Source organism: Streptomyces sp. NPDC000345, from assembly GCF_042898825.1.
In the GTDB taxonomy this organism is placed as follows: Bacteria; Actinomycetota; Actinomycetes; order Streptomycetales; family Streptomycetaceae; genus Streptomyces.
In genome coordinates this window covers 123,514-149,121 of the sequence record NZ_JBIAZE010000005.1, presented here as the reverse complement: position 1 = coordinate 149,121, position 25,608 = coordinate 123,514, and the positions used below count along the sequence as shown (strand labels likewise).

Annotated in this window: 26 protein-coding genes and 2 riboswitches; of the genes, 13 read left to right on the top strand and 13 right to left on the bottom strand. The window is 72.3% G+C overall.

Translation table 11 applies throughout. The features are described 5' to 3' along the window. Nucleotides 1–9: 9 nt before the first annotated feature. A complete protein-coding gene (locus tag ACFY30_RS13785) occupies nucleotides 10–558 on the top strand; it encodes a hypothetical protein (RefSeq protein WP_390845400.1) in 549 nt (182 codons plus the stop codon). On the opposite strand, the gene ACFY30_RS13780 is transcribed toward ACFY30_RS13785, so the two are convergent. Beyond that, nucleotides 542–1,711, bottom strand: coding sequence for a steroid 3-ketoacyl-CoA thiolase (locus ACFY30_RS13780; RefSeq protein ID WP_390845399.1), 1,170 nt, complete (start codon nucleotides 1,709–1,711; stop codon nucleotides 542–544). The two genes, ACFY30_RS13785 and ACFY30_RS13780, sit on opposite strands and share 17 nt — an antisense overlap. Before the next feature lie 174 nt (nucleotides 1,712–1,885). On the opposite strand from ACFY30_RS13780, the gene ACFY30_RS13775 reads away from it, so the two are divergent. Beyond that, entirely contained in the window at nucleotides 1,886–3,121 is a 1,236-nt protein-coding gene (locus tag ACFY30_RS13775; protein ID WP_390845398.1) for a cytochrome P450, read from the top strand. On the opposite strand, the gene ACFY30_RS13770 is transcribed toward ACFY30_RS13775, so the two are convergent. Further along, nucleotides 3,108–3,995: an alpha/beta fold hydrolase gene (locus tag ACFY30_RS13770; protein ID WP_390845397.1), complete on the bottom strand. Its 888-nt coding sequence runs from the start codon at nucleotides 3,993–3,995 to the stop codon at nucleotides 3,108–3,110. The genes ACFY30_RS13775 and ACFY30_RS13770 overlap by 14 nt on opposite strands. Nucleotides 3,996–4,092: 97 nt before the next feature. Here ACFY30_RS13770 and ACFY30_RS13765 point away from each other — a divergent pair, with 97 nt between their 5' ends. After that, on the top strand, nucleotides 4,093–4,650 hold the full coding sequence (locus ACFY30_RS13765; RefSeq protein ID WP_390845396.1) for a CGNR zinc finger domain-containing protein: 558 nt from the start codon (nucleotides 4,093–4,095) through the stop codon (nucleotides 4,648–4,650). 19 nt (nucleotides 4,651–4,669) lie between these two features. On the opposite strand, the gene ACFY30_RS13760 is transcribed toward ACFY30_RS13765, so the two are convergent. From ACFY30_RS13760 to ACFY30_RS13720, 9 genes are all read right to left on the bottom strand, one after another. Further along, the gene (locus ACFY30_RS13760) at nucleotides 4,670–5,359 is read right to left on the bottom strand and encodes a YoaK family protein (RefSeq protein WP_390845395.1); all 690 of its coding nucleotides are present in this window, start codon (nucleotides 5,357–5,359) and stop codon (nucleotides 4,670–4,672) included. A gap of 97 nt (nucleotides 5,360–5,456) precedes the next feature. Further along, complete coding sequence (locus ACFY30_RS13755; protein ID WP_390655600.1) at nucleotides 5,457–5,873, bottom strand: transglycosylase SLT domain-containing protein; 417 nt, start codon at nucleotides 5,871–5,873, stop codon at nucleotides 5,457–5,459. A 372-nt stretch (nucleotides 5,874–6,245) separates the two neighbouring features. Then, nucleotides 6,246–7,061 (bottom strand): ECF transporter S component, encoded by an 816-nt coding sequence (locus tag ACFY30_RS13750; protein ID WP_390845394.1) that lies wholly within the window; start codon nucleotides 7,059–7,061, stop codon nucleotides 6,246–6,248. Then, complete coding sequence (locus ACFY30_RS13745; protein ID WP_390845393.1) at nucleotides 7,058–8,977, bottom strand: ABC transporter ATP-binding protein; 1,920 nt, start codon at nucleotides 8,975–8,977, stop codon at nucleotides 7,058–7,060. Before ACFY30_RS13745 ends, ACFY30_RS13750 begins: the two co-directional genes overlap by 4 nt. Continuing rightward, nucleotides 8,974–10,257, bottom strand: a complete 1,284-nt coding sequence (locus tag ACFY30_RS13740) for an energy-coupling factor transporter transmembrane protein EcfT (protein WP_390845392.1) — start codon at nucleotides 10,255–10,257, stop codon at nucleotides 8,974–8,976. Before ACFY30_RS13740 ends, ACFY30_RS13745 begins: the two co-directional genes overlap by 4 nt. Then, nucleotides 10,250–10,873, bottom strand: coding sequence for an SCO2322 family protein (locus ACFY30_RS13735; protein ID WP_390845391.1), 624 nt, complete (start codon nucleotides 10,871–10,873; stop codon nucleotides 10,250–10,252). Before ACFY30_RS13735 ends, ACFY30_RS13740 begins: the two co-directional genes overlap by 8 nt. Next, nucleotides 10,870–12,081 carry a prenyltransferase/squalene oxidase repeat-containing protein gene (locus ACFY30_RS13730; protein WP_390845390.1) on the bottom strand — a complete coding sequence of 404 codons (1,212 nt, stop codon included), beginning with the start codon at nucleotides 12,079–12,081 and terminating at the stop codon, nucleotides 10,870–10,872. The genes ACFY30_RS13735 and ACFY30_RS13730 overlap by 4 nt, the downstream gene beginning before the upstream one ends. Nucleotides 12,082–12,197: 116 nt before the next feature. Next, a riboswitch (cobalamin riboswitch) is annotated at nucleotides 12,198–12,331 on the bottom strand. A 59-nt stretch (nucleotides 12,332–12,390) separates the two neighbouring features. Continuing rightward, nucleotides 12,391–12,828, bottom strand: a complete 438-nt coding sequence (locus ACFY30_RS13725; RefSeq protein ID WP_390845389.1) for a nuclear transport factor 2 family protein — start codon at nucleotides 12,826–12,828, stop codon at nucleotides 12,391–12,393. Nucleotides 12,829–13,031: 203 nt separating this feature from the next. After that, nucleotides 13,032–14,075, bottom strand: coding sequence for an MBL fold metallo-hydrolase (locus ACFY30_RS13720; RefSeq protein ID WP_390845388.1), 1,044 nt, complete (start codon nucleotides 14,073–14,075; stop codon nucleotides 13,032–13,034). 249 nt (nucleotides 14,076–14,324) lie between these two features. Between ACFY30_RS13720 and ACFY30_RS13715 the strand changes: the two genes are divergently transcribed. The 4 genes from ACFY30_RS13715 (at nucleotide 14,325) to ACFY30_RS13700 (ending at nucleotide 17,094) form a co-directional block, all read left to right on the top strand. After that, nucleotides 14,325–14,759 carry a hypothetical protein gene (locus ACFY30_RS13715; RefSeq protein WP_390845387.1) on the top strand — a complete coding sequence of 145 codons (435 nt, stop codon included), beginning with the start codon at nucleotides 14,325–14,327 and terminating at the stop codon, nucleotides 14,757–14,759. Nucleotides 14,760–14,848: 89 nt separating this feature from the next. After that, a complete protein-coding gene (locus ACFY30_RS13710; protein WP_390845386.1) occupies nucleotides 14,849–15,271 on the top strand; it encodes a nuclear transport factor 2 family protein in 423 nt (140 codons plus the stop codon). 128 nt (nucleotides 15,272–15,399) lie between these two features. Continuing rightward, a complete protein-coding gene (locus tag ACFY30_RS13705) occupies nucleotides 15,400–16,857 on the top strand; it encodes an aldehyde dehydrogenase (protein ID WP_390845738.1) in 1,458 nt (485 codons plus the stop codon). 3 nt (nucleotides 16,858–16,860) lie between these two features. Next, nucleotides 16,861–17,094, top strand: a complete 234-nt coding sequence (locus tag ACFY30_RS13700; protein WP_390655610.1) for a ferredoxin — start codon at nucleotides 16,861–16,863, stop codon at nucleotides 17,092–17,094. Nucleotides 17,095–17,160: 66 nt separating this feature from the next. Then, a riboswitch (TPP riboswitch) is annotated at nucleotides 17,161–17,336 on the top strand. 33 nt (nucleotides 17,337–17,369) lie between these two features. On the opposite strand, the gene ACFY30_RS13695 is transcribed toward ACFY30_RS13700, so the two are convergent. Then, nucleotides 17,370–17,990: a TetR family transcriptional regulator gene (locus tag ACFY30_RS13695; protein WP_390845385.1), complete on the bottom strand. Its 621-nt coding sequence runs from the start codon at nucleotides 17,988–17,990 to the stop codon at nucleotides 17,370–17,372. Between the two features lie 221 nt (nucleotides 17,991–18,211). On the opposite strand from ACFY30_RS13695, the gene ACFY30_RS13690 reads away from it, so the two are divergent. The 3 genes from ACFY30_RS13690 to ACFY30_RS13680 are packed head-to-tail and all read left to right on the top strand — an operon-like array spanning nucleotide 18,212 to nucleotide 21,419. Further along, nucleotides 18,212–19,597 carry a glycosyltransferase family 4 protein gene (locus ACFY30_RS13690; protein ID WP_390845384.1) on the top strand — a complete coding sequence of 462 codons (1,386 nt, stop codon included), beginning with the start codon at nucleotides 18,212–18,214 and terminating at the stop codon, nucleotides 19,595–19,597. Continuing rightward, the gene (locus ACFY30_RS13685) at nucleotides 19,591–20,352 is read left to right on the top strand and encodes a class I SAM-dependent methyltransferase (protein ID WP_390845383.1); all 762 of its coding nucleotides are present in this window, start codon (nucleotides 19,591–19,593) and stop codon (nucleotides 20,350–20,352) included. Before ACFY30_RS13690 ends, ACFY30_RS13685 begins: the two co-directional genes overlap by 7 nt. Continuing rightward, on the top strand, nucleotides 20,349–21,419 hold the full coding sequence (locus ACFY30_RS13680) for a prenyltransferase (protein ID WP_390845382.1): 1,071 nt from the start codon (nucleotides 20,349–20,351) through the stop codon (nucleotides 21,417–21,419). Before ACFY30_RS13685 ends, ACFY30_RS13680 begins: the two co-directional genes overlap by 4 nt. A gap of 105 nt (nucleotides 21,420–21,524) precedes the next feature. Here the strand turns inward: ACFY30_RS13680 and ACFY30_RS13675 are convergent, their stop codons facing one another. Further along, nucleotides 21,525–21,818, bottom strand: a complete 294-nt coding sequence (locus ACFY30_RS13675; protein ID WP_390655615.1) for a hypothetical protein — start codon at nucleotides 21,816–21,818, stop codon at nucleotides 21,525–21,527. 148 nt (nucleotides 21,819–21,966) lie between these two features. Between ACFY30_RS13675 and ACFY30_RS13670 the strand changes: the two genes are divergently transcribed. Genes ACFY30_RS13670 through ACFY30_RS13660 form a run of 3 tightly spaced genes read left to right on the top strand, consistent with a single transcriptional unit; the run spans nucleotide 21,967 to nucleotide 25,608 of the window. Further along, complete coding sequence (locus ACFY30_RS13670) at nucleotides 21,967–23,262, top strand: hypothetical protein (protein ID WP_390845381.1); 1,296 nt, start codon at nucleotides 21,967–21,969, stop codon at nucleotides 23,260–23,262. Then, nucleotides 23,259–24,839, top strand: a complete 1,581-nt coding sequence (locus ACFY30_RS13665) for a substrate-binding domain-containing protein (RefSeq protein WP_390845380.1) — start codon at nucleotides 23,259–23,261, stop codon at nucleotides 24,837–24,839. The genes ACFY30_RS13670 and ACFY30_RS13665 overlap by 4 nt, the downstream gene beginning before the upstream one ends. Beyond that, nucleotides 24,826–25,608 carry a hypothetical protein gene (locus tag ACFY30_RS13660; RefSeq protein ID WP_390845379.1) on the top strand — a complete coding sequence of 261 codons (783 nt, stop codon included), beginning with the start codon at nucleotides 24,826–24,828 and terminating at the stop codon, nucleotides 25,606–25,608. The genes ACFY30_RS13665 and ACFY30_RS13660 overlap by 14 nt, the downstream gene beginning before the upstream one ends.

The following is a 25,608-nucleotide window of genomic DNA, read 5'->3' as shown; positions in this document are numbered from 1 at the left end:
CGGGGATCCATGACAGACGTGCGCGCACCCGGTCGCGGGCGAACCGTCCGGTGGGCGCTCCTGGCGGCGCTGACCCCGATGGCGGCGTCCGGATGCCTCCTGGCGCCTTCCCATCCCGTGCCCCCGTACTTCGGAGCCCGGGCGGACGGCGACACGATCGTCGTCAAGATCCCCGTCTGCCCCACGGACGAGATCCGCCGCGTGGAGGTCTACGACGTCGACGACGACGAGCACGACGCCCCCCGCGTCGTGTGGTGGGCCTCCGGCCCCACCTCGCCGTCGGTCCGCGCGGGAGTGGTCACCCTCTGGACGGGAGCGGGCTTCGCCCGGCACTCGCCCCGCCCGGCCGGGTCCTCCGTCCCACCCCACATCGGCGTGAGCTACCAGGACCCGGCCGGCGACGGCCGCGACGACGTCTTCACCGTGCGCACCCTCGGGAAGGCGAAGCTGGGGGCGGGGGAGTACTGGACGAGGGACGGCGCCAGGACCGAGGCGCAGATCGACGGCCAGTTGGGGTGCGGCGCGCAGCGGAAGTCCGCGACTACACCCGCTGGATGATCGTCCCCGTCGCCAGCGCACCCCCCGCGCACATGGTGATCAGGGCGAACTCCTTGTCCGTGCGCTCCAGTTCGTGGAGGGCCGTCGTGATCAGGCGGGCGCCCGTCGCTCCGACCGGGTGGCCGAGGGCGATCGCGCCGCCGTTGACGTTGACCTTCGACAGGTCCGCCCCGAAGACCTTCGCCCAGCTCAGCACCACCGACGCGAACGCCTCGTTGATCTCGACCAGGTCGATGTCCTTCAACGACATGCCTGCCTTGCCCAGCACCGCTCGTGTCGCGTCGATGGGCCCGTCGAGGTGGAAGTGCGGGTCCGCGCCGACCAGCGCCTGGGCCACGATCCGTGCCCTGGGCTTCAGCTTCAGGGCGCGGGCCATCCGTTTCGACGCCCACATGATCGCGGCCGCGCCGTCGCTGATCTGGGACGAGTTGCCCGCGGTGTGGACGGCGGTCGGCATGATCGGCTTCAGGCCCGCGAGCGCCTCCGCGGTCGTGTCCCGCAGGCCCTCGTCCTTGTCGACGAGGCGCCACATGCCCTGGCCCGCCGCCTGCTCCTCCTCCGTCGTCGGGACCTGGACCGCGAAGGTCTCGCGCTTGAAGCGTTCCTCCGACCAGGCCACCGCGGCCCGGGACTGGGACAGCAGGCCCAGTTCGTCCACGTCCTTCCTCGTCAGGCCGCGGTGGCGGGCGATGCGTTCCGCCGCCTCGAACTGGTTCGGCAGGTCGACGTTCCACTCCTCCGGGAACGGTTTTCCCGGGCCGTGCTTCGAGCCGGAGCCGAGGGGGACCCTCGACATCGCCTCCACTCCGCACGAGACACCGACGTCGATGACGCCCGCCGCGATCATGTTCGCCGTCATGTGCGACGCCTGCTGCGAGGAGCCGCACTGGCAGTCGACCGTCGTGGCGGCGGTCTCGTAGGGGAGACCCATGGTCAGCCAGGCGGTGCGGGCCGGGTTCATGGACTGTTCGCCGGCGTGGGTCACCGTGCCGCCGACGATCTGTTCGACCGCGTCGGCCGGGATGCCGGTGCGGCCGAGGAGTTCACGGTAGGTCTCGCCCAGGAGGTAGGCGGGGTGCAGGTTGGCCAGCGCGCCGCCGCGCTTGCCGATGGGGGTGCGGACTGCTTCCACGATCACGGGTTCGGCGGCCATGGGTGCGGATCCTCCTCCGAGGAACTAGTACGTGTTCTAGTTCTTCCGAGCAGTCTGCGGACGTGATGTGCGTCACCGCAAGGGTCTTGCAGCCTTCAGACGCCTCAACTACCTTCACCGCAATCTGTTTCTGATGAGCCGTCAGAAAAAGTCGCCCTCTGGCTGGAGCTGCCCATGCCCTGTCCAGCGCTTCCCGACGGGTTCGACTTCACCGATCCCGACCTGCTGCATCACCGTGTTCCCCTCCCGGAGTTCGCCGAGCTGCGGCGGGCCGAACCGGTCCGCTGGATCCCGCAGTCGGGCAATGCCGCCGGCTTCCAGGACGAGGGGTACTGGGCCGTGACCCGGCACGCGGATGTGAAATACGTGTCCACGCACCCCGAGCTCTTCTCCTCCTACCTCAACACCGCGATCATCCGGTTCAACGACCACATCCCGCGGGAGTCGATCGACGCCCAGCGGTTCATCCTTCTCAACATGGATCCCCCCGAACACACGCGTGTACGGCAGATCGTGCAGCGCGGGTTCACGCCCCGGGCGATCCGGGGGCTGGAGGAGCGGCTGCGGCTGCGGGCGCGGGACATCGTCGCGGGCGCCCGCGGACAGGACGGCCCCTTCGACTTCGTCACGTCCGTCGCCTGCGAGCTGCCCCTGCAGGCCATCGCCGAGCTGATCGGCATCCCCCAGGACGACCGGGCCAAGATCTTCGAGTGGTCCAACAAGATGATCGCGTACGACGATCCCGAGTACGCCATCACCGAGGAGGTCGGCCAGCAGTCCGCCGCCGAGCTGATCTCGTACGCGATGAACATGGCCGCGGAACGCAAGCGGTGTCCGGCGCACGACATCGTCTCCACCCTCGTGGCCGCCGAGGACGAGGGGAACCTGAACTCCGACGAGTTCGGGTTCTTCGTGCTCATGCTCGCCGTCGCCGGGAACGAGACCACCCGCAACGCCATCACGCACGGGATGCACGCCTTCCTCACGCACCCCGGGCAGTGGGAGCTCTACAAACGGGAGAGGCCCTCCACCGCCGCCGAGGAGATCGTGCGATGGGCCACGCCCGTCGTCTCCTTCCAGCGCACCGCCACCCAGGACACCGAACTCGGCGGCAAGCTGATCAGGAAGGGGGACCGGGTCGGGATCTTCTACGCCTCCGCCAACCACGATCCCGAGGTGTTCGACCGGCCCGACGACTTCGACGTCCTGCGGGATCCGAATCCGCATCTCGGGTTCGGCGGCGGCGGGCCGCACTTCTGCCTCGGCAAGTCCCTCGCGGTGCTGGAGATCGACCTCATCTTCAACGCCGTCGCCGACGCCATGCCGGACCTGCGGCTCGTCGACGATCCCCGGCGGCTGCGGTCGGCCTGGATCAACGGGGTGAAGGAGCTGCGGGTCAGCGCCGGGTGACGGGGAGCGGCACCCGGTCCAGGAAGTCCGCGATCAGCGGCGCGATCTCCGCCAGGTGGGTCTCCAGGGCGAAGTGGCCGGTGTCGAAGAGGTGGAGTTCGGCGTCGGGCAGGTCGCGCAGGTAGGCGTGCGCCCCGGGCTCGGGGAAGAACGGGTCGTGGCTTCCCCAGGCGATGAGGGCGGGCGGGGTGTGCTCGCGCAGCCACGCCTGCCAGGCGGGGTACCGCTCGACGTTGGAGGGGTAGTCGAAGAACAGCGCGACCTGGGCCTCCTTGCGGCCGGGCAGGTCCAGGAAGTGCTGGTCGAGGGTCCAGCCGTCCGGGGCGATCAGCTCGGGGTCCCTCACGCCGGTCTCGTACTGGCCGCGGGTGCCGCCGAGAGTGAGGATGTCGCGTACGGCGTCCTCGGCGCCCGGGGTGCCGGGGGTCAGGGCGAGCAGGCCGCGGGCCGCCTCGGAGAGGCCCTCCTCGTAGGCGTTGCCGTTCTGCACGACCAGCCCGGCGATCCATTCGGGGTGGCGTTCGGCGATGCGGAAGCCGACGGGGGCGCCGAAGTCGAAGACGTACATCACGAACCGGTCGAGGCCGAGCCGCTGGAGCAGGCCCTCGGTGATGTCGGCGAGCCGGTCGAACGTATAGGTGAAGCCTTCCGGCGCCTCGGTGTGCCCGAACCCGGGACAGTCCGGGGCGATCAGCCGGTAACGGCTGCCCAGTACGTCGATGAGGCGGCGGAACTGGTGGGAGCCGGACGGGAAGCCGTGCAGGAGCAGCAGGACCGGGGCGTCGGCCCGGTCGGGGAGCGACTCCCGGTAGAAGACGCGGACGCCGTCGACGTCGACATGGCGATGAGCGGTGCGGGCGGGGGAAGCGGACATTCCTAATCCTTCCATCGGCATTTCATGCATTAGTCACGGCCGTGAAGGTATGCGAGGCGCGGCTAACGTGTCAACGCCGCGATGTAGCATTAGGCGTATGAGTGATCTCGTGCCGCTGACCGGAGAGCCGCTGGCGCTGGACCTGGTCAACACCCGTCCGGCCGCCGGTGATCTGCTCGCGACCCCGGCTGACCTGCGGGCCTGGTGGGTCCTCGAGGCCGACCGTCTCGCGGAGGCGGTGCCGCGGGAGGTCACCGACGCGGACCTCGCCGCCGTACGTGCCGTACGGGACCACGCCGCCCGGGCTCTCGACCGCGTCCGCCGCGCGGACCCGCCGTCCGCCGCCGACCTGGCGGCGCTCAACGAGGCGCAGCGGGCCGCGCCGGCGATCGACGAACTGGCCTGGGACGGCTCGGCGGTGGCCGTCACCCGCAGGCGCGAGGGCTCACCGGGCCGGCGACTGGCCGCCTGTCTCGCGGAGGCCGCTGCCGCACTGCTGGCCGATCCGGCGGTCACCGCGATCCGGGAGTGCGAGGCCGACGACTGCGTGATGCTCTTCCTGGCCGCCCATCCGCGCCGCCGCTGGTGCTCGGCCTCCCGCTGCGGGAACCGGGTGCGCGTCGCCCGTCACTATCAGCGCCACCGGGCCGGATGACCCGCACGGTCCGACGGGCTCACTCCCTGCCGGAGGCCAGCAGCGCCAGCACTCCCGACATCACCGCCGCCAGCAGCAGCGGGGCGGCGATGCCGTGATGGAGGACCAGGGCCGCGCCCAGGACCGCCCCCGCGAACATCGCCGTCACGGCCGCCGCGCGACGGCGGGAGCGCCGGTCCGAGCCGCCGGCCGCGTGGGAGTCGGAGGCCAGGCCGGTCAGGGTCATGGTGACGACCGTGGTCGTGGTGAGGGCCGGCACGGCGAGTTTCTGGACGGTCGCGTTGCGCAGGCCCATCGCGAAGGCGGTGAGGGCGATGACCGCGTACACGCGGAGCCGGCCGTCCTCCGCCGTGAGATGGGCCACGGTGGCCGCGGCCGCCAGCAGCACGGCTTCGGCGCCGAGGGTGACCCGGGTCCGGACGCGGCGGGAGCCGGCGCCGGTGCCCCGTACGATCCGGCCGCCGGTGGTCGCGCCCGCGAGGAAGAAGGCCAGGGAGGTCGCGGTGTGCCGGACCGAGAATCCGGGGGCGCCCGCGGCGGCGAAGCCGAGGACCACCACGTTGCCCGTCATGTTCGCGGTGAAGACACGGCCGAGACCGAGGTAGCTGATCGCGTCGATCAGGCCGCTGACCACGGTCAGGACGAGCAGGACGGGAGTGAGGCGCACGCCGCGTGCCTCGGGGTCCTTCGCGCGGGGCTCGGTGGTCACCGGCTCAGTGGACCACGCCGAGAGGGGGAAACGGCGAAGGCGGCGGTCCCCGGGGATCGGGGGACCGCCGCCTTCGCGTCTACGAGGTGGGCGTGGCTCAGTACCAGCCGTTGGCCTGCCAGAAGTTCCAGGCGGCGACCGGGCTGCCGTAGCGGGAGTTCATGTAGTCCAGACCCCACTTGATCTGGGTGGCGGCGTTGGTCTTCCAGTCGGAGCCGGCCGAGGCCATCTTGGAGCCGGGCAGCGCCTGGACGAGGCCGTAGGCGCCGGAGGACGCGTTGGTGGCGTCGACGTCCCAGTTGCTCTCGTGCTTCACGATGTTGGCGAAGGCCTTGTACTGAGCCGCGTCCGGGATCATCTTGTGCGCGATCGCCTGGGCCTGGGTGGCCGAGGTCGCGGGGGCCGCGTGGGCGGGCGCCGCGGACAGGGCCATGCCGGCGGTGGCGGCGGCCACGGCGACGGCGGTGAGGGCCTTCTTGGGGGAAGCGATGCGGCGGATGACGGAGACGGACACGGAGAACCTTTTTCTTCGGGGACGAGGGTGGTCGCCGGCATGCCGGAGTCACGCGGTGCGTGGCCGCTCCGCGTGAGGTGCGGTGGGTGGCTGCATGCGTCGGCGCCGAGGCCCGGGGGCTTGTCGGCGCCGTGCGACGTCATCCAGAGAAGCAGGATCGGGGGACGTCCGCAAAGACCCCTTTTGCTAGTTGTGGCCGTACTTGAGGTGAAGGTCGTTTGTGTGACCTGGCTCTCAATCCGCAGGTCAGAGGGCCTAATGTCATGACCATGGCGTCCGAAATGCACCACTAGGGCGAGTAGTAGGTGATGTGAGTCATGTGGGGTGCTTCACCGCTCACGGGCGATCGGATGACAGTGGGCGTACGAGCGTTCACGGAGCGGGCGCGTCGAATGTGACCGGCGCCTCGAAGGCGGCCCGGCGGGTGGCCCTGCGCAGCGCGCGCAGGACCGCCGGGCCGAGGGTCGCCGTCAGCACCACGGTCACGACCGCCCTTCCCAGGTCCCAGCCGAGCGACGTCGCCACGCAGTACGCGACGAAGCGGGCCAGGTTCGCCGGCACCGCCGCCTCCGGGTCGAAGGCGATGCGCGAGGCGAGCGTGCCCATGAACGGCCAGCCGGCCATGTTCATCGCCGTGCCGTAGGCGAAGGCGGCGAGGAAGCCGTACAGGGACAGCAGCGCGAGTTCCGCACGGCCGCGCAGGCCGGCCCGGCCCGGGAGCAGGCCGGCGCCCATCGTGAACCAGCCCATCGCCAGCATCTGGAACGGCATCCAGGGGCCCACCCCGCCGGTCAGCAGGGCGGACGCGAACATCGTGACCGAGCCGAGGACGAAGCCGAAGCCCGCCCCGAGAACCCGGCCGCTCAGCACCATCAGGAAGAACATGGGCTCGATGCCCGCCGTGCCCGCCCCGATCGGGCGCAGCGCGGCCCCCGTGGCGGCGAGCACGCCCAGCATGGCGACCGCCTTCGGGCCGAGACCGGACTCCGAGATCGTGGCCGCCACCACCGCCACCAGCAGCACCAGCAGGCCCGCGAAGAGCCAGGGGGCGTCCTGGGCGTGGGCGTTCAGGGCGGAGGCGGGCGGGGCGAGGAAGGGCCAGGTGAAGGCGACGACGCCGACCGCGCTGACCAGCACGAGGGAGACGAGGGAACGCGGGCCCAGCGGGACGGCCCTGGTACGGGTCACGAAAGCGCCTCCCTCACCTGCGCCACGGTGAGCCAGGGCTGCGGGGCCAGGATCTTCGTCACCTGCGGGGCGAAGGAGGGCGAGGACACGACCACCTCCGCCGTCGGGCCGTCGGCGATCACCTCGCCGTCGGCGAGCAGGACGACCCGGTGGGCCAGCTCGGCGGCCAGTTCCACGTCGTGCGTCGCGAGGACGATCGCGTGACCCGCCGCGGCCAGCCCGCGCAGGACGGCCACCAGACGGGCCTTGGCCGCGTAGTCCAGGCCCCGGGTCGGTTCGTCGAGGAGGAGGAGAGGCGGACGGGCGGTCAGGACGACGGCGAGCGCGAGTGTGAGGCGCTGGCCCTCGGAGAGGTCGCGCGGATGGGTGCCGTCGGTGATCCCGGGGAGGAGCTCGCCGACCAGTTCACGGCAGGTGCCGGGCGCGGCCCCCGCGTCCCGGTCGGCGGCCGCGCACTCGGCGCCCACCGTGTCCGCGTACAGCAGGTCACGGGGCTCCTGCGGGACCAGCCCGACCCGGCGCACCAGGTCGCGGGGCGGTGTGCGGTGCGGGGTCGCGCCGCCGACGCGGACCGCCCCGGCGGACGGCTCGACGAGGCCCACGAAGGCGGAGAGAAGGGTGGACTTTCCGGCGCCGTTGCGGCCCATGAGCGCGACGGTCTCCCCGGGACCCACGGCGAGGTCGACGCGCCGGAGCGCCTGGACACGGTCACGGCGCACGGCGAGCGCACGCGCTTCGGCGACGGGGGCACCTACTTCACCGGACGCGCCTGACGCGCCGGACACGCCGGGGGCGACGCCGGCGCGCTTGCGCCAGAAGGAGAAGGAGAGGCGCCGGGGCGCGGACGACCGGGGTGCGGTGGGGGCGGACGTGCGGTCCGGGGACGGGGCCGCCGTGTTGCCGAAGGCCGGGGGTGTTGGGGTGCCGGGGGCGGTGGCTGTGGGCGGGTCGGGCGGGGCGACCCGGGGTGCGGTCGGTGGGGTGCTCGGGGCGCCGGGGGTGGGGCTCGGGGGCGGGGGCGCTGTGTCGCCGTGGGCCGGGGTGGGCCGGGGTGGGGTCGGCGGGGAGTTCCGGGTCCTGTCCGGCGGGGTGGTCTCGTGGGGGGTCAGGCGCTCGCGGAGGTCCGTCGCGCGGCGGCGGGCGTCGCGGACGGTCAGGGGGAGGGGGGTCCAGCCCGCGAGGCGGCCCAGATCCACCACCGGCGGGTACACCGGGGACACGGCCATCATCTCCGCCGGGGAGCCGAGGAGCGGGGCCGTGGCCGGGGCCGGGAGGAGGGCGACCTGGTCGGCGTACTGCAGCACGCGTTCCAGACGGTGCTCCGCGAGCAGCACGGTCGTACCGAGGTCGTGGACGAGCCGGAGCAGCACCGCGAGGACCTCCTCGGCGGCGGCCGGGTCGAGGGCGGAGGTCGGTTCGTCGAGGACGAGGACGCGGGGGTGCGGGGTGAGCACCGAGCCGATCGCCACGCGCTGCTGCTGCCCGCCGGAGAGGGAGGCGAGGGGACGGTCGCGCAGGGCGGCGAGGCCGAGGAGGTCGAGGGTCTCCTCGACGCGGCGGCGCATGACCTCCGGGGACAGGCCCAGCGACTCCATGCCGTAGGCCAGTTCCTCCTCCACCGTGTCCGTCACGAAGTGGGAGAGCGGATCCTGGCCCACCGTCCCCACCACGTCGGCGAGTTCACGGGGCTTGTGGGTCCGGGTGTCACGGCCGGCGACCGTGACCCGGCCGTGCAGGGTGCCCCCGGTGAAGTGCGGGACGAGGCCGCAGACCGTGCCGAGCAGCGTCGACTTGCCGACCCCGGACGGGCCAGCGAGCAGGACGAGTTCGCCCTCGGGGATCGTGAAGTCGACCTGGTGGAGGGTCGGCCGGGACATGCCGTCGTAGGTCACGGAGACGTTCTCGAAGCGGATCACGACGGCTGCTCCTTGTGCAGGAAGGCGGGCAGGAGGCCCAGGAGGACGGCCGCCGCGGGCCAGAGCGGGAGGGTGGGCGCGCTCAGCGGGACCACCCCGGGGTGCAGGGCCGCCGGGTCCGTGGTGGCGGCGAGGGTGAGCAGCGCGGCGGTCGCGATGCCGGAGACGGCCGTCAGACAGGCGCGCGGGGTCCAGCGGTCCGGACGGTAGCGGGTGCGGGGGGAACGGCGGCCGCCCAGGCGCAGTCCGGCGAGGGCGGCGGTGAGGCCGGCGAGGAGGAGGGGGAGGCCGTAGCCGGCTCCGGCGGCGGCCAGGAGCCCGTACGTTCCCGCGCAGACGCCGAGCAGGCCGCCGAGGGTGAGGGCCGTCGTCGTACGGCGGACGGGGGCGGGGACGTCGGCGGTACGGCCGTAGCCCCGGGCGTCCATCGCGGCGGCGAGGGCGACGGAGCGTTCGAGGGCGCCCTCGAGGACCGGGAGGCCCACCTGGAGCAGGCCCCGCACGCCTCGGTCCGGGCGGCCGCGCAGACGGCGGGCGGCGCGCAGGCGGTGGACGTCGGCGATGAGGTTCGGGGCGAAGGTGAGGGCCACGACGACGGCCACGCCCGTCTCGTACAGCGCGCCGGGGAGGGACTTGAGGAGGCGGGAGGGACTCGCCAGCGCGTTCGCGGCGCCGACGCAGACCAGCAGGGTGGCGAGGCGGAGGGCGTCGTAGAGGGAGAACAGAAGGGCTTCGGCGGTCACCCGTCCGCCGAGACGGATGCCCTGGGCCCAGGCCGGGAGGGGGACTTCGGGGAGGGTGAGCAGGGTGTGGGTGCCGGGGACGGCGGAGCCGAGGGTGAGGGTGAACAGGAGGCGGATGGCTATGACGGCGAGGGCGAGTTTGAGGAAGGCGGGGTAGGAGCGGGCCCAGGGGGCGGGGGTTCGGGGGCGGCAGGTGACCACGACGTAGGCGGAGGTGGTGAGGAGGAGCGCGAGGAGGAGGGGGTTGGTGGTGCGGGTCGCGGCGGTGCCGAGGGAGAGGGACCAGAGCCACCAGGCGGCGGGGTGGAACCGGGCGGGGGCGAAAGCGGCGGCCGGAGCCGGCGGGGCGGAGCGGGGCTGCCGCGAGACGGCGCCGGCCGGAGCCGACTGGGTGGAGCGGGGGTGCCGTGAGACGGCGCCGGCCCGCGCTTGCGGGGTGCCGCCTCCGCTCCCGGCTCCGTCCGGGCGGAGGGACCCGCGCCGCCCACCCGTGCCGCCCCGGCGGTACGCCTGCCCGCGGCCGCGCTCGTCACGCATTCCCGCGCCGCCGGGCCTGCCGGACCGCTGCCGCTGCCAGGACCGCCACCACCGCCGCGCCCGCGTACACGCCCACCGACGGCCCGCCGTCGGGGTCGGGCTCCGCCTCGGGCCGCGCCGACACCTGCTCCCCGCACCCCGTCCTCGGGTACCCCGCGATCGCGCACAGCAGGGCGTTCGTGTCGTAGCGGAGGGGCTTGGCGACGGAGGCCAGGGCCTCTGCCGTCGTGGCCTCGGGGGAGACCCGGGCGCAGGCCCGGCGCGGGGCGGGCGGGGTCGCGCCGGACGGGGCGTCCCGCCGGGTGCCGAAGTCGATGACCAGGGCCACCCGCTTCGTGCCGGACTTCGCGGGCGTCCGCGCGCAGATCGCGCCGAAGGAGGCCGCGCCCCGGGGCCGGGACGCGTCCTCGGAGTCCGCGCTGACCGCGAAGCGGAAGCCCTGGACGTCGCCGTCGGAGGGGCGGGCGGTGCCCGGCCCCTGGGTGGCGTACGACCAGTGGCCGCCGGCGCGTTCCCAGAAGGACCAGTAGCGGTAGCCGGTGGCGTGGGCCGGGCCGGTGCCCGCCAGGGTCAGGAACAGCGCGGCGAGGAGCAGGACGCAGCGGCGGCGCCTCACGGCTGCTGCTTCCTGCGGCCGCTGATCAGGAAGCCGATGCCGACACCGGCGACGAGGAAGACACCGATGGTCCACCACGTGCCGTACCCGTCGTCGCCCTCGTCCTTCCGGTCCGGCTTCTCCGCCGCGTTCTCCGTGGCCTGCGGCGCGGGACCCGTCGCGTTGAGCTTCGCGACCAGGTCGGTGCCGCCGAAGTCGCGGGGGTCGGTGCCCGTGGCGTGTGCCGCGAAGATGAGCTGGGCGTACGCGGCGGGGCCGCTCTGCCGCGCCCAGGCCGCGGAGTTCCGCTCCAGCCACCGCAGGGGCTTCGTGGCCTGGGCGGCCCCGCCCTGCGCGGCGAGCGCGACCACCGCGTCGGCGGTGTTGCCGTAGTCGGGCTGGTCCTGCGCGCCGGGGAGGACGGAGGTGAGGTACCCGTTCCCGGCGAGCGCCCGCGCGAGGTAGGAGGCGCCGTTGGCCGCCACCTGCCCCGGCGTCGGCCGGTCGGCGTCGGCGCAGGCCGCGGCCGCCTCCTTGCCCGAGGTCACCACCAGGCCCCTGCCGAGCGCGCCCACCACGCCCGCGGCCGTCGCGTCCGCGTTGGCGGCCAGCCCGCCCTTCTTGTCCGGCTGGTAGGCGAAGGCGCCCGCGCCCTCGCCCTCGCACGGCAGGGCGAGCTTCATCAGGGCGTCGTACGGGGACCGGCCGCCCTTGCGGACATCCGCCGGCTTCTCTCCCACGGCGGTCAGCGCGCCGATGACGACGGACGTCGAGTTGGCGTCGCTGGCCCCGCCGGGGGAGTAGCCCCAGCCGCCGTCGGTGTTCTGCGCGGACTTCAGCCAGGTGACGGCCTTGCCGGTCACGCCGTCGTGCCCGCCGACGGCGGCCAGCGCCTGGACGGCGGCGGCGGTGCTGTTGGTGTCGACCTGGAGTCCGGCGGCGCAGGCCTTGGTGGTGTCGGCGCGGAACGGCGCGAACGCCCCGTTGGCGCACTGCTGCCCCGCCAGCCACGCGACGGCCCGGTCGGCGGGGACCACGCCCACGGTGTCCTGCGCGAGCAGCGCCAGCGACTGGCGCCACACGCCGTCGTACGTCGGGTCGGCGGTGCCGTACAGGCCGTCGGGTATCGCGGCCGACGGCGTGGGGGTGGCGGCGACGGACGGGACGGCGGCACCCAGGACTGCGGCGGTGGTGGCGGCCAGGGCCGCGGCGCTGTGGCGGAACTTCATGATCGGCGGGTGCCTCTCCCGGTCGGGAGGTCCGGGAGCCGGGCAGCACGGGACATCCCGGCGGCTCGGCTCCGTAGACCTCGACGGTGCCGTGCGACGGCGGGCTGCCGCGCACGTGAGCCGGTCAACGTCCGCACGGGGCAGTCCGGCTCACCACCGGCGCGGTGGTTCACGGTTGCGGGTCAGCGCCGGAATTGCACCGGCTTCCCCCCGTACGGGTGTGATGACGACGCGGTCACTCTACCCGCAGGTAGCCGACCGCCTGAGGGGAGCCTGTGAGGGCACCCCGGGGCCCCGCGCCCCGGCCGGTCAGAGTCGGGGGGTCGGGCCGTCGAAGGGCAGGCGCAGCGTGCGGGCCGCCAGGAGCCAGGAGCCGTCGGGCGTGCGGTGGAGGGTGTCCTCGTAGTGGCCTATGCGGACCGGCGGCGCGGTCTCCCGGATGCCGGGGCCGTCGTCCACGCGGTACGTGGTGAAGTACGAGGTCGCCCTCGCCGTGTCCGGGGACGTCACCTGGACGCGGACGTCGGCCATCAGCCGGCGGGCGTCGCGGTCGGCGGGGGAGCCGAAGTGGGCGCGCAGGGCGGCGCGGCCCTGGACCAGCCGGTCGCCCTCGGGCCATGTCCACGTGCCGTCCTCGGTGAACAGCTCGGCCACGGAGCCGGGTTCGCCGAGGTCGAGACGGCGGACGAGGTCGAGGAGCAGGCGCTGGCAGGCTCGTTCGGCGAGAAGCTGCTCGATCGGGTCCATGGGTGTCGCCACCTGAGGGTCCGGGAGGGGTGTGGGAGCACCGTAGGGCCGTGTCGTGAACGGCATGGTTCGCCTCCGTGAACGGCGCCGCTCACAGCGGACCTTCACGCGGCCCGTCACCGGGCTCCACGCACCGGACCGTCACCGTCACCCGGCCTCCGGCCCGGGCGGCCTCCGCCCCGGCCTCCGCCCCGGTTCCAGGTTCACACCGCCACGTACGTCACCGGATCGCTCCCCGCCACCGCCTCCGCGTGCCCCAGCTTCACCAGCCGCCGCAGATGCGCCTCCGCCTCCGAGACCGCGATGTTCCTCGACCCGTAGGGGATCTGCTCCCAGGGGCGGTTCCACTCCATGCGTTCGGCGAGCTGCCAGGGGGTGAGGGGAGCGGCGAGGAGGGCGCGGAGGCCGGTCAGGCGGGCCTCGTGGTGGGTGAGCAGCTCCCGCACCCGGGCCGGGGCGTCGGTGAAGGCGTGCTGATGGGCCGGGAGGATCTCGGCGGGGGCGAGGCGGCCGACGCGTTCGAGGGAGTCGAGGTAGTCGCCGAGGGGGTCGGTGACGGTGGTGTCGTCGGGGTCCTCGTACAGGCCGATGTGGGGGCTGATCTCGGGAAGGAGATGATCGCCGGAGAACAGACGGCCGTGGCCCGCCAGTTCGGCCGGGTGCTCCTCCTCCAGGTGGAGGCAGACATGGCCGGGAGTGTGGCCGGGGGTCCAGATCGCGCGCAGCCGGCGGCCGGGCAGGTCGAGCAGTTCGCCGGGGACGATCTCGCGGTCGGGGAGGGCGGGGGAGAGCCCGGGAAGCGTACGGCGCCGGGCCGTGCGCAGAGGGGCGATGTGCTCGTCGGGTGCTCCCGCGGCGGTCAGCTTCTCCGCCATGTACGTGTACCAGCGCTCGGCGCGCGTCTCACGGGTCCGCCGCACGATCGACGCGTCCGCCGCGTGCATCGCCACCCACGCCCCGGACGCCTCCCGCACCTTGCCGGAGAGGCCGTGGTGGTCGGGGTGGTGGTGGGTGATGACGACACCGTGGAGTTCGGTGACCGGCGTGCCGCAGGCGGACAGTCCGGCGGTCAGCGTGTCCCAGGAGGCGGGATCGTCCCAGCCGGTGTCGACCAGGACCGGACCGCGGTCGGTGTCGACGACGTACACGAGGGTGTGGCCGAGCGGGTTGTCCGGGATGGGCACCCGCAGCGAGCGGACTCCGCCGCCGTGGTCGTACACCTGGGGATCGCCGCTGCTGCTCGTCATCTGCCCTCCGTCCCAAGGCCATGGCCCACTATAACCAGAACTGATGGTGTGTCAGATCGGCCGGGGGGAAGCTTTGTGAGGTTCGTTCCGATCAGCTGTGGAGCGGTCGTCTGTCGTCGCGTCAGCCCGACGGCGGGGGGCGGGCGGCGGACTTCACTGTGTCCGCCATGAGCGGCTTGGCGTCTGTCTTCTGGCTGATAACCAGCAGGTGCGTGGCGGTGCGGGAGCGGCCCCGCTAGCGTCCCGGTCATGACGACTCGCCGCCACGACTGCTTCGATCTGGACCGACTGCTTCGTCTCATCGGCATGCTCGGCTCCCCGACCGAGCGAGACTTCTGGGCCAGTTGGCGTACCGATATGGACGGCTACGGCTACAAGAAGATCAAGGGCGGCATCGAAGCCCTCGCCAGGTCTGCCGATGCGCCCGACGAACACGATCACTGGGCGCACGACTTCGCCGACTACGTCCTCATGCTCTTCGCCGCCGACTCCCCGGAGAAGGAGGCCGAGCTGGCGGACACGATCGGCCGGACCATCACGTCCGGCGACTCGCAGACCGTCGGGGCACTGTTCCTCGCCGATCTCCGCAGCACCGCGTGGCGTGTGTGGCGGGACCATCACAGCTCTGACGCGGCCACCACGATCCAGCAGTGGAAGGATGCCCCGTACGCGCACGAGAGGTAGAAGGGGCCGAGAGCACTGCTCGGGTGAGGCCGCGTGTCCGTGCCTGTGCGTATTGCTTGGGGGGTCTCGTGAGTCCGAGTCCGCGCGAGGTGTTTCTCCGGCTCGTCCATGGGGTCGCCGACGGGAACTCGAGCGAGTTGCCTGACCTGTATGGCGAGGTCACCGATGTCCGGCACCCGATGGCGACGCCGGAGTCCGAGCCGTTGACGAGTCGGCGTGCGCTCCGGGAGCACTTCACGGTGCCGCCGGAAGCCCGGGAGTCCTTGCCGAAGCGGAGTGTCGTCGATGTCGTCGTGCACGAGACCGCCGACCCTGAAGTGATCGTCGCCGAGTTCGCCTACGAGTTCACGTTGCCGGACGACTCCACAGCCAAGGTGCCCTGCGTCTTCGTCATGCGTGTGCGGGACGGTCGGATCGTCGAGTCACGCGACTACATCGACCCGATCCGTACGTACACGGCACGCGGGGATCTTGACCGCCTGATCGCGTCGTTGCACAAGGGCGTTTCCTGACCCCGCGCTTTCCGAGGTGGAAAACCGCTGGTGGGAGCCTGCTTGGTCCCGACCCTGGCTTAGTTCCACCGGAACTGGTATCAGTTCCTGAAACACCGTCAGAAACGATGCAGACGAAGGCAGTGGCCATGGCCGAGCTCGTGGAACACGGAAAGCTGTTCATCGGCGGAGAGTTGACGGACCCGCTGGGCGACGACGTCATCGAGGTGATCTCGCCGCACACCGAGGAGGTCGTCGGGCGGGTGCCGCACGCCTCGGCGGCCGATGTGGACCGGGCCGTCGCCGTCGCCCGGCGGGCGTTCGACGAGGGGCCCTGGCCCCGGCTCCCGCTCGACGAGCGGATCGAGGTCGTCACCCGCATCAAGGACGGGATCGCCCTGCGCCACGAGGAGATCGCCCGTGTGATCTCCTCAGAGAACGGCTCCCCGTACTCCTGGAGCGTCCTCGCACAGGCCCTCGGCGCGATGATGGTGTGGGACGCGGCGATCACCGTCGCCCGGAACTTCACCTACGAGGAGCGGCGCGACGGCGTGCTCGGGAAGATCCTCGTACGGCGCGAGCCGGTCGGCGTGGTCGCGGCCGTCGTCCCCTGGAACGTCCCCCAGTTCGTCGCCGCGGCCAAGCTGGCGCCCGCGTTGCTCACGGGCTGCTCGGTGATCCTCAAGCCGTCGCCGGAGTCGCCGCTGGACGCGTACATCCTGGCCGACATCGCCCGGGAGGCAGGCCTGCCGGAGGGGGTGCTGTCCGTCCTCCCGGCGGACCGCGAGGTGAGCGAGTACCTGGTCGGGCACCCCGGCGTCGACAAGGTCTCCTTCACGGGCTCGGTCGCGGCCGGGAAGCGGGTCATGGAGGTGGCGGCCCGCAACCTCACCCGGGTGACCCTGGAGCTCGGCGGCAAGTCGGCGGCGGTCGTGCTGCCCGACGCGGACCTCGGCACGGCGGTCGCCGGCATCGTCCCGGCCGCCTGGATGAACAACGGGCAGGCCTGTGTGGCCCAGACCCGCATCCTTCTCCCGCGCTCACGCTACGACGAGTTCGCCGACGCCTTCGCCGCGGCGGCGAGCGCCCTCGTCGTCGGTGACCCGCTGGACCCGGCCACCCAGGTGGGCCCGCTGGTGGCCGAGCGGCAGCAGCGCCGCAACCTCGACTACATCCGCATCGGCCAGGAGGAGGGGGCGAAGGTCCTCACGGGCGGCGGGCGCCCGCCGGGCCTGGACCGCGGCTGGTACGTGGAGCCGACCCTGTTCGGCGACGTCGACAACTCCATGCGGATCGCCCGCGAGGAGATCTTCGGCCCGGTGATCTGCCTCCTCCCCTACGGCGACGAGTCCGAGGCCCTGAAGATCGCGAACGACTCCGACTACGGGCTGAGCGGCAGCGTGTGGACGGCCGACGTGGCGCACGGCATCGAGGTCGCGAGGCAGGTCCGTACGGGGACGTACTCCGTCAACACCTTCAGCCTGGACATGCTCGGCCCGTTCGGCGGCTACAAGAACTCGGGGCTGGGCAGGGAGTTCGGGCCGGAGGGCTACGGCGAGTACCTCGAACACAAGATGATCCACCTGCCCGCCGGCTGGGAGGGCTGAACGATGGGGGATCGCTGGCACGTGGACGTCGACCGGTCCCTCTGCATCGGTTCCGCCCAGTGCGTCCACCACGCGCCGGCCGGCTTCCGCCTCGACACCGCCCGTCAGTCCCACCCGGCCGACCCGGACACGGACGCGAACGAGCGGGTGCTGGCGGCGGCGGAGAGCTGTCCGGTGGAGGCGATCACGATCACCCTGGTCGGGAGCGGGGAGGCGGTGTTCCCGCCGGAGGACTGAGCGCCAAAAATCTTGCCTTTGGGGGGTTCCATCCCCCTCTGTCCGGTCTATTCTGGAAGTGGCCTACGAGGCGAGTGAGGGAGTTCGACCGGAGTAGCCGACTTGGGCGAGACGCGCGAGCATCCGCCGAGGCCGACGTCGACGGTCGGGCTGAGAGGCCGGAAAGCAGCAGTCGGGCTGGAAGGCGACCCCCATTACCTGATCCGGGCAATACCGGCGAAGGGAACCCGTCTCGTAGGTTCTTGCGTGTGCGGGCCGGCCGCGGCGGACCGCTCCTATTCCTGCCCGTGCGGGTCCGTCACGTCGATCAGGCGGCACACCGTCTCGATGTCGATCCGCACCTGCGCGATGGAGGCGCGGCCGGAGAGCCAGGTGATCAGGGCCGAGTGCCAGGTGTGCTCGATGACGCGCACCGCCGAGAGCTGCTCCGGGGTGGGGTCGGTGAGGCCCATCGCGTCCAGGATGATCGCCGTCGTCTGGCGGGAGACCTGGTCGACCTCGGGGGAGACGCTGCGGTCGGCGAAGGTCAGGGCGCGGACCATGGCGTCCGCCAGATGCGGCTCGCGCTGCAGGGCGCGGAAGGCGCGCATCAGGGTCTCCGCGACGCGCTCCGCCGGACGCTCGCCCGACGGGGGCTTCTTCCGCAGGGTGCCGTGCATCTGCTCCAACTGGTCCTGCATGGTGGCGACCAGCAGATGCACCTTGGAGGGGAAGTAGCGGTAGAGCGTGCCGAGGGCGACCTGCGAGGACTCGGCGACCTCCCGCATCTGCACCGCGTCGAAACCGCCCCGGCTGGCCAACTGCGCGCTCGCGTGCAGGATGCGCCGGCGGCGGGCCTCCTGTCGCTCCGTGAGGGGGGACGAGGCGGGGCGCCGGGGGGTCTCTTCCGCAGACATGGGTCCCGTTCCGTGACAGTCGGTGAGGGTCGGTGATCACTCAGCATGGCAGGGCCGGCCGGGAGCGGTGGGTCGTGGCGCGAATCACCTGATCCACTTCTCCCAGCACATCTACCTGCCGGTAGATTCAGAGCCTCCCGAACGATCAAGTCTGAAACTTGTTCTACATTAGCGTCCCGTCGTAGTCTCGCGGGACATCGCAGGCAGAAGGGGGCCCCGGAGTGACCGCTGAGGCCAGTCAGGCGGGGTCTGGGTATGACCTCGCTGCCGACGGCGAGCGACCGCTCAACATCGCGCTCCTCACCTATAAGGGGAACCCGTTCTGCGGGGGCCAGGGCGTCTACGTACGGCATCTGTCCCGCGAGCTCGCGCGCCTCGGTCACCGGGTGGACGTCATCGGTTCGCAGCCGTATCCGGTGCTCGACGAGGGTCACGACGACCGGCTCTCCCTCACCGAGCTGCCCAGCCTCGACCTCTACCGCCAGCCCGACCCCTTCCGCACCCCCCGGCGCGACGAGTACCGGGACTGGATCGACGCGCTGGAAGTCGCGACGATGTGGACCGGCGGCTTTCCCGAGCCACTGACCTTCTCCCTCCGCGCCCGCCGCCATCTGCGCGCCCGGCGCGGCGAGTTCGACGTCGTGCACGACAACCAGACGCTCGGGTACGGGCTGCTGGGCGACGTCGGCGCGCCGCTCGTCACCACCATCCACCACCCCATCACCGTCGACCGGCAGTTGGAGCTGGACGCCGCCGAGGGATGGCAGCGGCGGTACTCCGTGCGCCGCTGGTACGCGTTCACGCGGATGCAGAAGCGCGTCGCCCGCCGGCTGCCGTCCGTGCTCACCGTCTCCGGCACCTCACGCCAGGAGATCGTCGAGCACCTCGGCGTCCGTGACGACCGTATCCACGTCGTCCACATCGGCGCCGACACCGACCTGTTCTCGCCCGACCCGTCCGTGGCCGTCGTGCCGGGCCGGATCGTGACCACGTCCAGCGCGGACGTGCCGCTCAAGGGCCTGGTCTTCCTCGTCGAGGCGCTGGCGAAGGTGCGCACCGAGCACCCGCACGCCCACCTCGTCGTCGTCGGCAAGCGGCCCGCCGAGGGGCCGGTCGCCCAGGCGGTCGAGCGGTACGGCCTCGAAGGCGCCGTCGAGTTCGTCAAGGGCATCTCCGACGCCGAACTCGTCGACCTGGTGCGCTCGGCGGAGGTCGCCTGCGTGCCGTCCCTGTACGAGGGCTTCTCCCTGCCCGCCGCCGAGGCCATGGCCACCGGGACACCGCTCGTCGCCACCACCGGCGGGGCGATCCCCGAGGTCGCCGGACGGGACGGCGAGACCTGCCTCGCCGTACCGCCGGGCGACGCGGGCGCGCTCGCGGCCGGACTCGGCCGGCTCCTCGCCGACCCCGCCCTGCGCGCACGGCTCGGCGCGGCCGGACGGGAGCGGGTGCTGCGGAACTTCACCTGGGCACGCGCGGCCGAGGGGACCGTGGCCCGGTACCGCGAGGCGATAGCCGGGGGTGCCCGCCGGCCGGCGGGCAGGGTGCCCGAAGATGTTGACGTTGTAACCCAAGCATCCGATCGCGAAAGCAGGGCCACGTGCTGACCGTCGACTTCTCCCGGTTCCCGCTCGCCCCGGGCGACCGTGTCCTGGACCTCGGTTGTGGAGCCGGCCGGCACGCCTTCGAGTGTTACCGGCGCGGCGCCCAGGTCGTGGCCCTCGACCAGAACGGCGAGGAGATCCGCGAGGTCGCCAAGTGGTTCGCGGCGATGAAGGAGGCCGGCGAGGCACCGGAGGGCGCCACCGCCACGGCCATGGAGGGGGACGCCCTCGCGCTGCCCTTCCCCGACGAGTCCTTCGACGTCGTCATCATCTCCGAGGTCATGGAGCACATCCCGGACGACAAGGGCGTGCTCGCGGAGATGGTCCGCGTGCTCAGGCCCGGCGGCCGGATCGCGATCACCGTCCCGCGCTACGGCCCCGAGAAGGTCTGCTGGGCGCTGTCCGACGCCTACCACGAGGTCGAGGGCGGGCACATCCGCATCTACAAGGCGGACCAACTCCTCGCCAAGATCCGCGAGGCGGGACTGAAGCCGTACGGCACCCATCACGCCCACGCGCTGCACTCGCCGTACTGGTGGCTGAAGTGCGCGTTCGGCGTGGACAACGACAAGGCGCTGCCGGTGCGGGCGTACCACAAGCTGCTGGTCTGGGACATCATGAAGAAGCCCCTCGCCACCCGGGTCGCCGAACAGGCGCTGAACCCGCTGATCGGCAAGAGCTTCGTCGCCTACGCGACCAAGCCGCACCTGCCGCACCTGCAGAACCTGTCCGCGAAGACCGGGGCGGCCGCCAAGTGACCACCCCCCGGACAGAACACCTGGTCCTGCCCGGGGTCCTCACCGCCGAGCAGGCCGCCGAAACCGTCGCCGGCATCCTCGCCGTACAGCGTGAGGACGGGGCGATCCCGTGGTTCCGGGGCCACCACCTCGACCCGTGGGACCACACCGAGGCCGCGATGGCCCTGGACGCGGCAGGCGAGCACGCGGCGGCCGAGCGGGCCTACCTGTGGCTGGCCCGGCACCAGAACGAGGACGGCTCCTGGTACGCGGCCTACGCCGACGGGGACTTCGACGACGTCACCGACCGGGGCCGCGAGTCGAACTTCGTCGCCTACATCGCCGTGGGCGTCTGGCACCACTACCTCTCCACCGGCGACGACATCTTCCTCGACCGCATGTGGCCGTCCGTCCACGCGGCCGTCGAGTGGGTGCTGCGGCTCCAGCAGCCGGGCGGCCAGATCGGCTGGCGGCGCGACGACGACGGCACGCCCACCGCGGACGCGCTGCTCACCGGCTCCTCCTCGATCCACCAGGCGCTGCGCTGCGCGCTGGCGATCGCCGAGCAGCGCGAGGAGCCGCAGCCGGACTGGGAGCTGGCGGCGGGCGCCCTGCGGCACGCCATACGACGCCACCCGGAGCGGTTCCTCGACAAGGACCGCTACTCCATGGACTGGTACTACCCGGTGCTGGGCGGCGCGTTGACGGGCCCGGACGCCAAGTCCCGGATAGAGGAGGACTGGGAGCGGTTCGTGGTCCCGGGGCTCGGCGTGCGCTGTGTCGTGCCCAACCCGTGGGTCACCGGCGGGGAATCGGCCGAACTCGCCCTGGCCCTGTGGGCGATGGGCGAGTCCGACCGGGCCCTGGAGATCCTCCAGTCCATCCAGCACCTGCGGGACGCCGAGTCCGGGCTGTACTGGACGGGGTACGTGTTCGAGGACGAGGTGGTCTGGCCGCGGGAACTGACCACGTGGACGGCGGGATCGCTGCTGCTCGCCGTCGCCGCGCTGGGCGGTCACGAGGCCACGTGCGCCGTGTTCGGCGGCGAGCACCTGCCGACGGGCCTGGACCCGGACTGCTGCGGGTAGCCTCCGGCGAGCGGGGGAGCGACAACTCGGTTTGCTCTGCCGGAAGGTGGGTGCAGGCCGTCCGTGGCTGGTCGCGCAGTTCCCCGCGCCCCCTGAAACGGCGTGTCAGTGCCGGTGGACCCGGTTGGCGATCGCGTGTCCCACGAACAGGTACACCACGGCCGCCAGGCCGTAACCGGCGACGACCCGCGCCCACGCCTCGTCGAACGTGAACAGGTCGTGCGACCAGCCCGCCAGCCAGCGGGCCGCGTCATGGACGAACTGGACGAAGTCGTTGCCGCGGTTGGCGCCCAGCAGGTACATGAGAATCCACAGGCCCAGGATCAGGGCCATGACGTCGGCCACGACGGCGATGACCGTCCCGGCCTGGTTCGCACCGTTGCGATATCGAGGGGACATGCTCGACGGGTATCCCCTGCCCCGCGTCCGAAACCCGCCCTGCGAGGGGGCGTCATTTCACCGCCGTTGGCGTGGAGTTGAGCGTTCCGGGGGACATTGTTCGCAGGGGTCCTTGATGATCCTGCCCCCTTGAGTGGCAGGAGGGCCGTTGTCCGACACCGGAAGACCCACGATCGAGGAACCGAGACTCACCACCCGCCGGGTGCGCCGCCGCCGCGTTCCCCGGCACGTCCTCGTCGCGCTGCCGCTCGCCCTCGCCGGACTGATCTCACTGCTCGTCTCCGGCAACACCCTCAGACCCTTCGAGCACATCACCACGCTGGACGCGAAGATGGCCTCCAAGTCGGACTTCTTCAAGGACCCCGAGGTGCGCCGGCTGTTACTGCGGCACGGCATCCGCGTCGACATCCACCGCCTCGGCTCGCGCGGCATCGCCACCCAGTCCCTGAAGGACATGGACGTCGTGTTCCCCTCGGGCCAGCCCGCCGCCAAGCTCGTCCTCGACCGGCAGGAGGGCTCCGTCGCCTCGGTCCGCCCCTTCGTCACCCCACTGGTGTTCGGCACCTTCCGCGACTACGCCGAGACCCTGGTGAAGGCGGGCGTGGCCACCCCGCAGCGGACCCCGGGCGGCGGCGACACCCTGTACTACGACCTCGACATGCGCCGCTTCATGGGCCTGCTCGACGGCAAGGACGGCGGCCGCACCACCGCCGACCAGGACGGGGACGGAAAGACCGAGGGCGCCGACACCTGGAACGGCATCGGCTTCGACACCACCGGCGGCCACAGCAACAGCGGCCGGGTGCTGGTGCGCACCTCCAGCGTCTGCGAGTCCAACTCCGCCGGCACCTACCTCAGCCTCGTCGCCTTCGTCGCCAACCGGAACAGCACCCCCGGCACCCAGAACGTCAACGACCCGCAGCTCGCCCGGGACGCCGTCACCGACCTCGCCGCCCGCATCAAACCGCTGATCAGCCTCCAGGGCATGTGGGCCGACGAGCAGGCCGAGAGCTACCTCTCCGATCTCGGCGAGTCCATCGCCCCCATCTCCCTGATCTACGAGCACCAGTACCTCGCCCACCAGATCGCCTACCACGACTCCCACGGCAGGCAGGACACCGGCCGCGTCCTGCTCTACCCCACCCCCTACGCCCTCACCGAACCCCAGCTCATCTCCCTCACCGACCGCGGCGACCGGCTCGTGCGCATCCTGGAGGAGGACGGGGAACTGCGCGACCGGGCCATCGAACTCGGCTTCCGCGTCCGCTTCTCCGGCGAGGACGGCACCAGCGAACGCCTCAACGCCTACCTCCGCACACACGGCATCCAGGTCCCCGTCCCCAACGCCGACCAGACCAAGGTCTACGAACCCGGCCTGGACGTCCTGGAAGAGATCATCGACTACGTCGGGAACTGCCCGCCGCCCGCCCAGGACACCCCATGAGACGCCACCTCGGGGCCGCGGGACTCGCCCTCGTCCTCCTCGGCGCCCTCGTCTCCGCCTGCACCCCCGACCCCGGCCACCTCACCCTCCGCGTCCTCGCCAGCCCCGAACTCGCCGACGTCGCCCCCCTGCTGGAGAAACTGGAGGACGACACCGGCGTGGAGCTGCAGATGACGTACGAGGCCACCGCGGACCTCGCCGGACAGCAGCCCCCCGCCGCCGGAAAGGCCTCCTACGACCTGGCCTGGCTCGCCTCCGACCGCTCCTTCCTACTGCGGGTGCAGGACTCCGGCGGACGCCTCACCCGGCCCGAGTCCACCGCGATCATGCGCTCACCCGTCGTCGTCGGCCTGACCGGGCACGCCGCCGCCGAGCTGCGCAGGAGCGCCCCCGGCGGCCGGATCTCCTGGGCCGACCTCGCCGACGCCGCCGCCGACGGGACCGTACGCTTCGGCATGGCCGACCCGCGGCGCAGCGACACCGGGCGCGCCGCCCTCGTCGGCGTCGCCACCGCGGCCGCCGGCACCGGCAGCGCCCTGCGCGAACAGGACGTCTCCTGCGACCGGCTGCGCGGCTTCCGCTCCGGCCAGACCCTCACCGCCGACGGCTCCCGCGCCCTCCTCGACACCTACGTCAAGCACCAGGACGCCGCCGACGCGCTGATCGCCCACGAGTCCGAACTCCTCGCCCTGAACGCCGGCGGACAGCTGAAGGCACCGCTGGAGATCGTCCACCCCGACGACGGAATGGTCCTGTCCGACTTCCCGCTGCTCCTCCTCGACCCCGCCCGGCGCACGGCCTACGGCAAGGTCGTCGACTGGCTGCTGAGCGCCGACACCCAGCGCGAGCTGATGCAGCGCACCTTCCGGCGGCCCGTCGACCAGGACGTCCCACCCCTGAAGCAGCTGCGGGCCCCGGTCGGCAACGCCCTCTCCTTCCCCGACCGGCTCTCCATCGTCGAGCAGCTCGTCGACGACTACGGCGACCCCGAGCACCCCACCGGCGACCAGGTCGTCTTCCTGCTCGACTTCTCCACCTCGATGCGCGGCGACCGCATCGCCGCCCTGCGCGCCGCCTTCGCGGGCCTCAGCGGCGCCGACCGCACCTCCACCGGCAAGTTCGCCCGCTTCTACCGCGGCGAACGCCTCACCGTCGTCCGCTTCGGCGGCCGCGTGCTGGAGGAACGCACGGTCACCGTCCGCGGCGACGACGACCTCGCGGCCCTCGACCGGCTCGTCGCGGGCGGCGGCTTCGACGACGCCACCGCCGTCTGGTCGGCCCTCGACCGCGGCTACCGCATCGCCGCCGACGCCGTCCGCGCCGCACCCGAACGGCCCGTCGCCATCGTGCTGATGACCGACGGCGAGAACAACGCCGGTCTCACCTACGGGGAGTTCCTGCGCCGGCACGCACAACTGGGGTCCGCCGCAGACGCGGTGCCCACCTTTGCCGTCCAGTTCGGAGAGGCCGACGCCGAGGCGTTGCGCAAGGCCGCCACCGCCACCGGCGGCCGGATGGTCGACGCCGGTCTCTCCTCGCTCTCCGACGCGTTCAAGGAGATCCGTGGGTGTCATTGACGGTCAGTGGTGGAGCCTGTGGTGGCCCTGGGTGGCCGTCTGGGCGGTGACGGCGGCGGCGTGCGCCGTGCTGGCGCGCCACGCCCTGCAGCGGATGGGCCGGCTGCGCCGCCGCCGGCGCGACGGCGGACGCACCGTCCAGGGCATGTGCTTCTTCCTGCACAAACCCCGGGTCATGGACCTCTACGAGTACGGCGGCTTCTCCGCCGCCCTGGAGGCGGAGGTCGCCGTCCGCACCAACGTCAACGCGGGGGTCGGACTGTTCACGCGGCTGTTCGGCGGCCTGTTCGGGGCGCACCGGGACGCCACCAGGGAACGCGTCACCGCCTACATCCAGCAGAGCACGCCCATCACCGTGATCCGGCTGCTGATGGACACCATGCGCAAGGAGGACGCCGTCGTCCACGCCGACCTCACCACCGGCGTCGTCACCCCGAACCGGGCGCTCGCCGACCGCCTGGCCGAACAGGGCGGCGAGGGCCGGGTACCGCTGACCGCCATCGGCGTGGCCACGGCGTTCGTCTCGGTCACCGGCCTGTTCACCGCGCGCCGCGCCGAGAACGGCGACATCGTGCTGCGCGCCCAGTACGGCGGCGGCGACCCCGCCGCCCAGGTGCGGATCACCTGCGAGGCGGCCGGGGTGCGCGAGGGCTTCCAGAACGCCGAGTACTTCACCGGCGAGTTCCAGGCCCGCTGCCTCGGCAAGGTGCCGACCTGGAACCGCGAACGCGGAGAACTGACGCTGAACCCGATCGCGATCTTCCTCTGA

What these genes read in the sequence shown, in the direction of transcription:
- ACFY30_RS13785 (WP_390845400.1), top strand. Translation starts at nt 10, where the DNA reads ATGACAGACGTGCGCGCACCCGGTCGCGGGCGAACCGTCCGGTGGGCG.
- ACFY30_RS13780 (WP_390845399.1), bottom strand. Translation starts at nt 1,711, where the DNA reads ATGGCCGCCGAACCCGTGATCGTGGAAGCAGTCCGCACCCCCATCGGC.
- ACFY30_RS13775 (WP_390845398.1), top strand. Translation starts at nt 1,886, where the DNA reads ATGCCCTGTCCAGCGCTTCCCGACGGGTTCGACTTCACCGATCCCGAC.
- ACFY30_RS13770 (WP_390845397.1), bottom strand. Translation starts at nt 3,995, where the DNA reads ATGTCCGCTTCCCCCGCCCGCACCGCTCATCGCCATGTCGACGTCGAC.
- ACFY30_RS13765 (WP_390845396.1), top strand. Translation starts at nt 4,093, where the DNA reads ATGAGTGATCTCGTGCCGCTGACCGGAGAGCCGCTGGCGCTGGACCTG.
- ACFY30_RS13740 (WP_390845392.1), bottom strand. Translation starts at nt 10,257, where the DNA reads ATGCGTGACGAGCGCGGCCGCGGGCAGGCGTACCGCCGGGGCGGCACG.
- ACFY30_RS13730 (WP_390845390.1), bottom strand. Translation starts at nt 12,081, where the DNA reads ATGAAGTTCCGCCACAGCGCCGCGGCCCTGGCCGCCACCACCGCCGCA.
- ACFY30_RS13725 (WP_390845389.1), bottom strand. Translation starts at nt 12,828, where the DNA reads ATGGACCCGATCGAGCAGCTTCTCGCCGAACGAGCCTGCCAGCGCCTG.
- ACFY30_RS13720 (WP_390845388.1), bottom strand. Translation starts at nt 14,075, where the DNA reads ATGACGAGCAGCAGCGGCGATCCCCAGGTGTACGACCACGGCGGCGGA.
- ACFY30_RS13715 (WP_390845387.1), top strand. Translation starts at nt 14,325, where the DNA reads ATGACGACTCGCCGCCACGACTGCTTCGATCTGGACCGACTGCTTCGT.
- ACFY30_RS13705 (WP_390845738.1), top strand. Translation starts at nt 15,400, where the DNA reads ATGGCCGAGCTCGTGGAACACGGAAAGCTGTTCATCGGCGGAGAGTTG.
- ACFY30_RS13700 (WP_390655610.1), top strand. Translation starts at nt 16,861, where the DNA reads ATGGGGGATCGCTGGCACGTGGACGTCGACCGGTCCCTCTGCATCGGT.
- ACFY30_RS13695 (WP_390845385.1), bottom strand. Translation starts at nt 17,990, where the DNA reads ATGTCTGCGGAAGAGACCCCCCGGCGCCCCGCCTCGTCCCCCCTCACG.
- ACFY30_RS13675 (WP_390655615.1), bottom strand. Translation starts at nt 21,818, where the DNA reads ATGTCCCCTCGATATCGCAACGGTGCGAACCAGGCCGGGACGGTCATC.
- ACFY30_RS13665 (WP_390845380.1), top strand. Translation starts at nt 23,259, where the DNA reads ATGAGACGCCACCTCGGGGCCGCGGGACTCGCCCTCGTCCTCCTCGGC.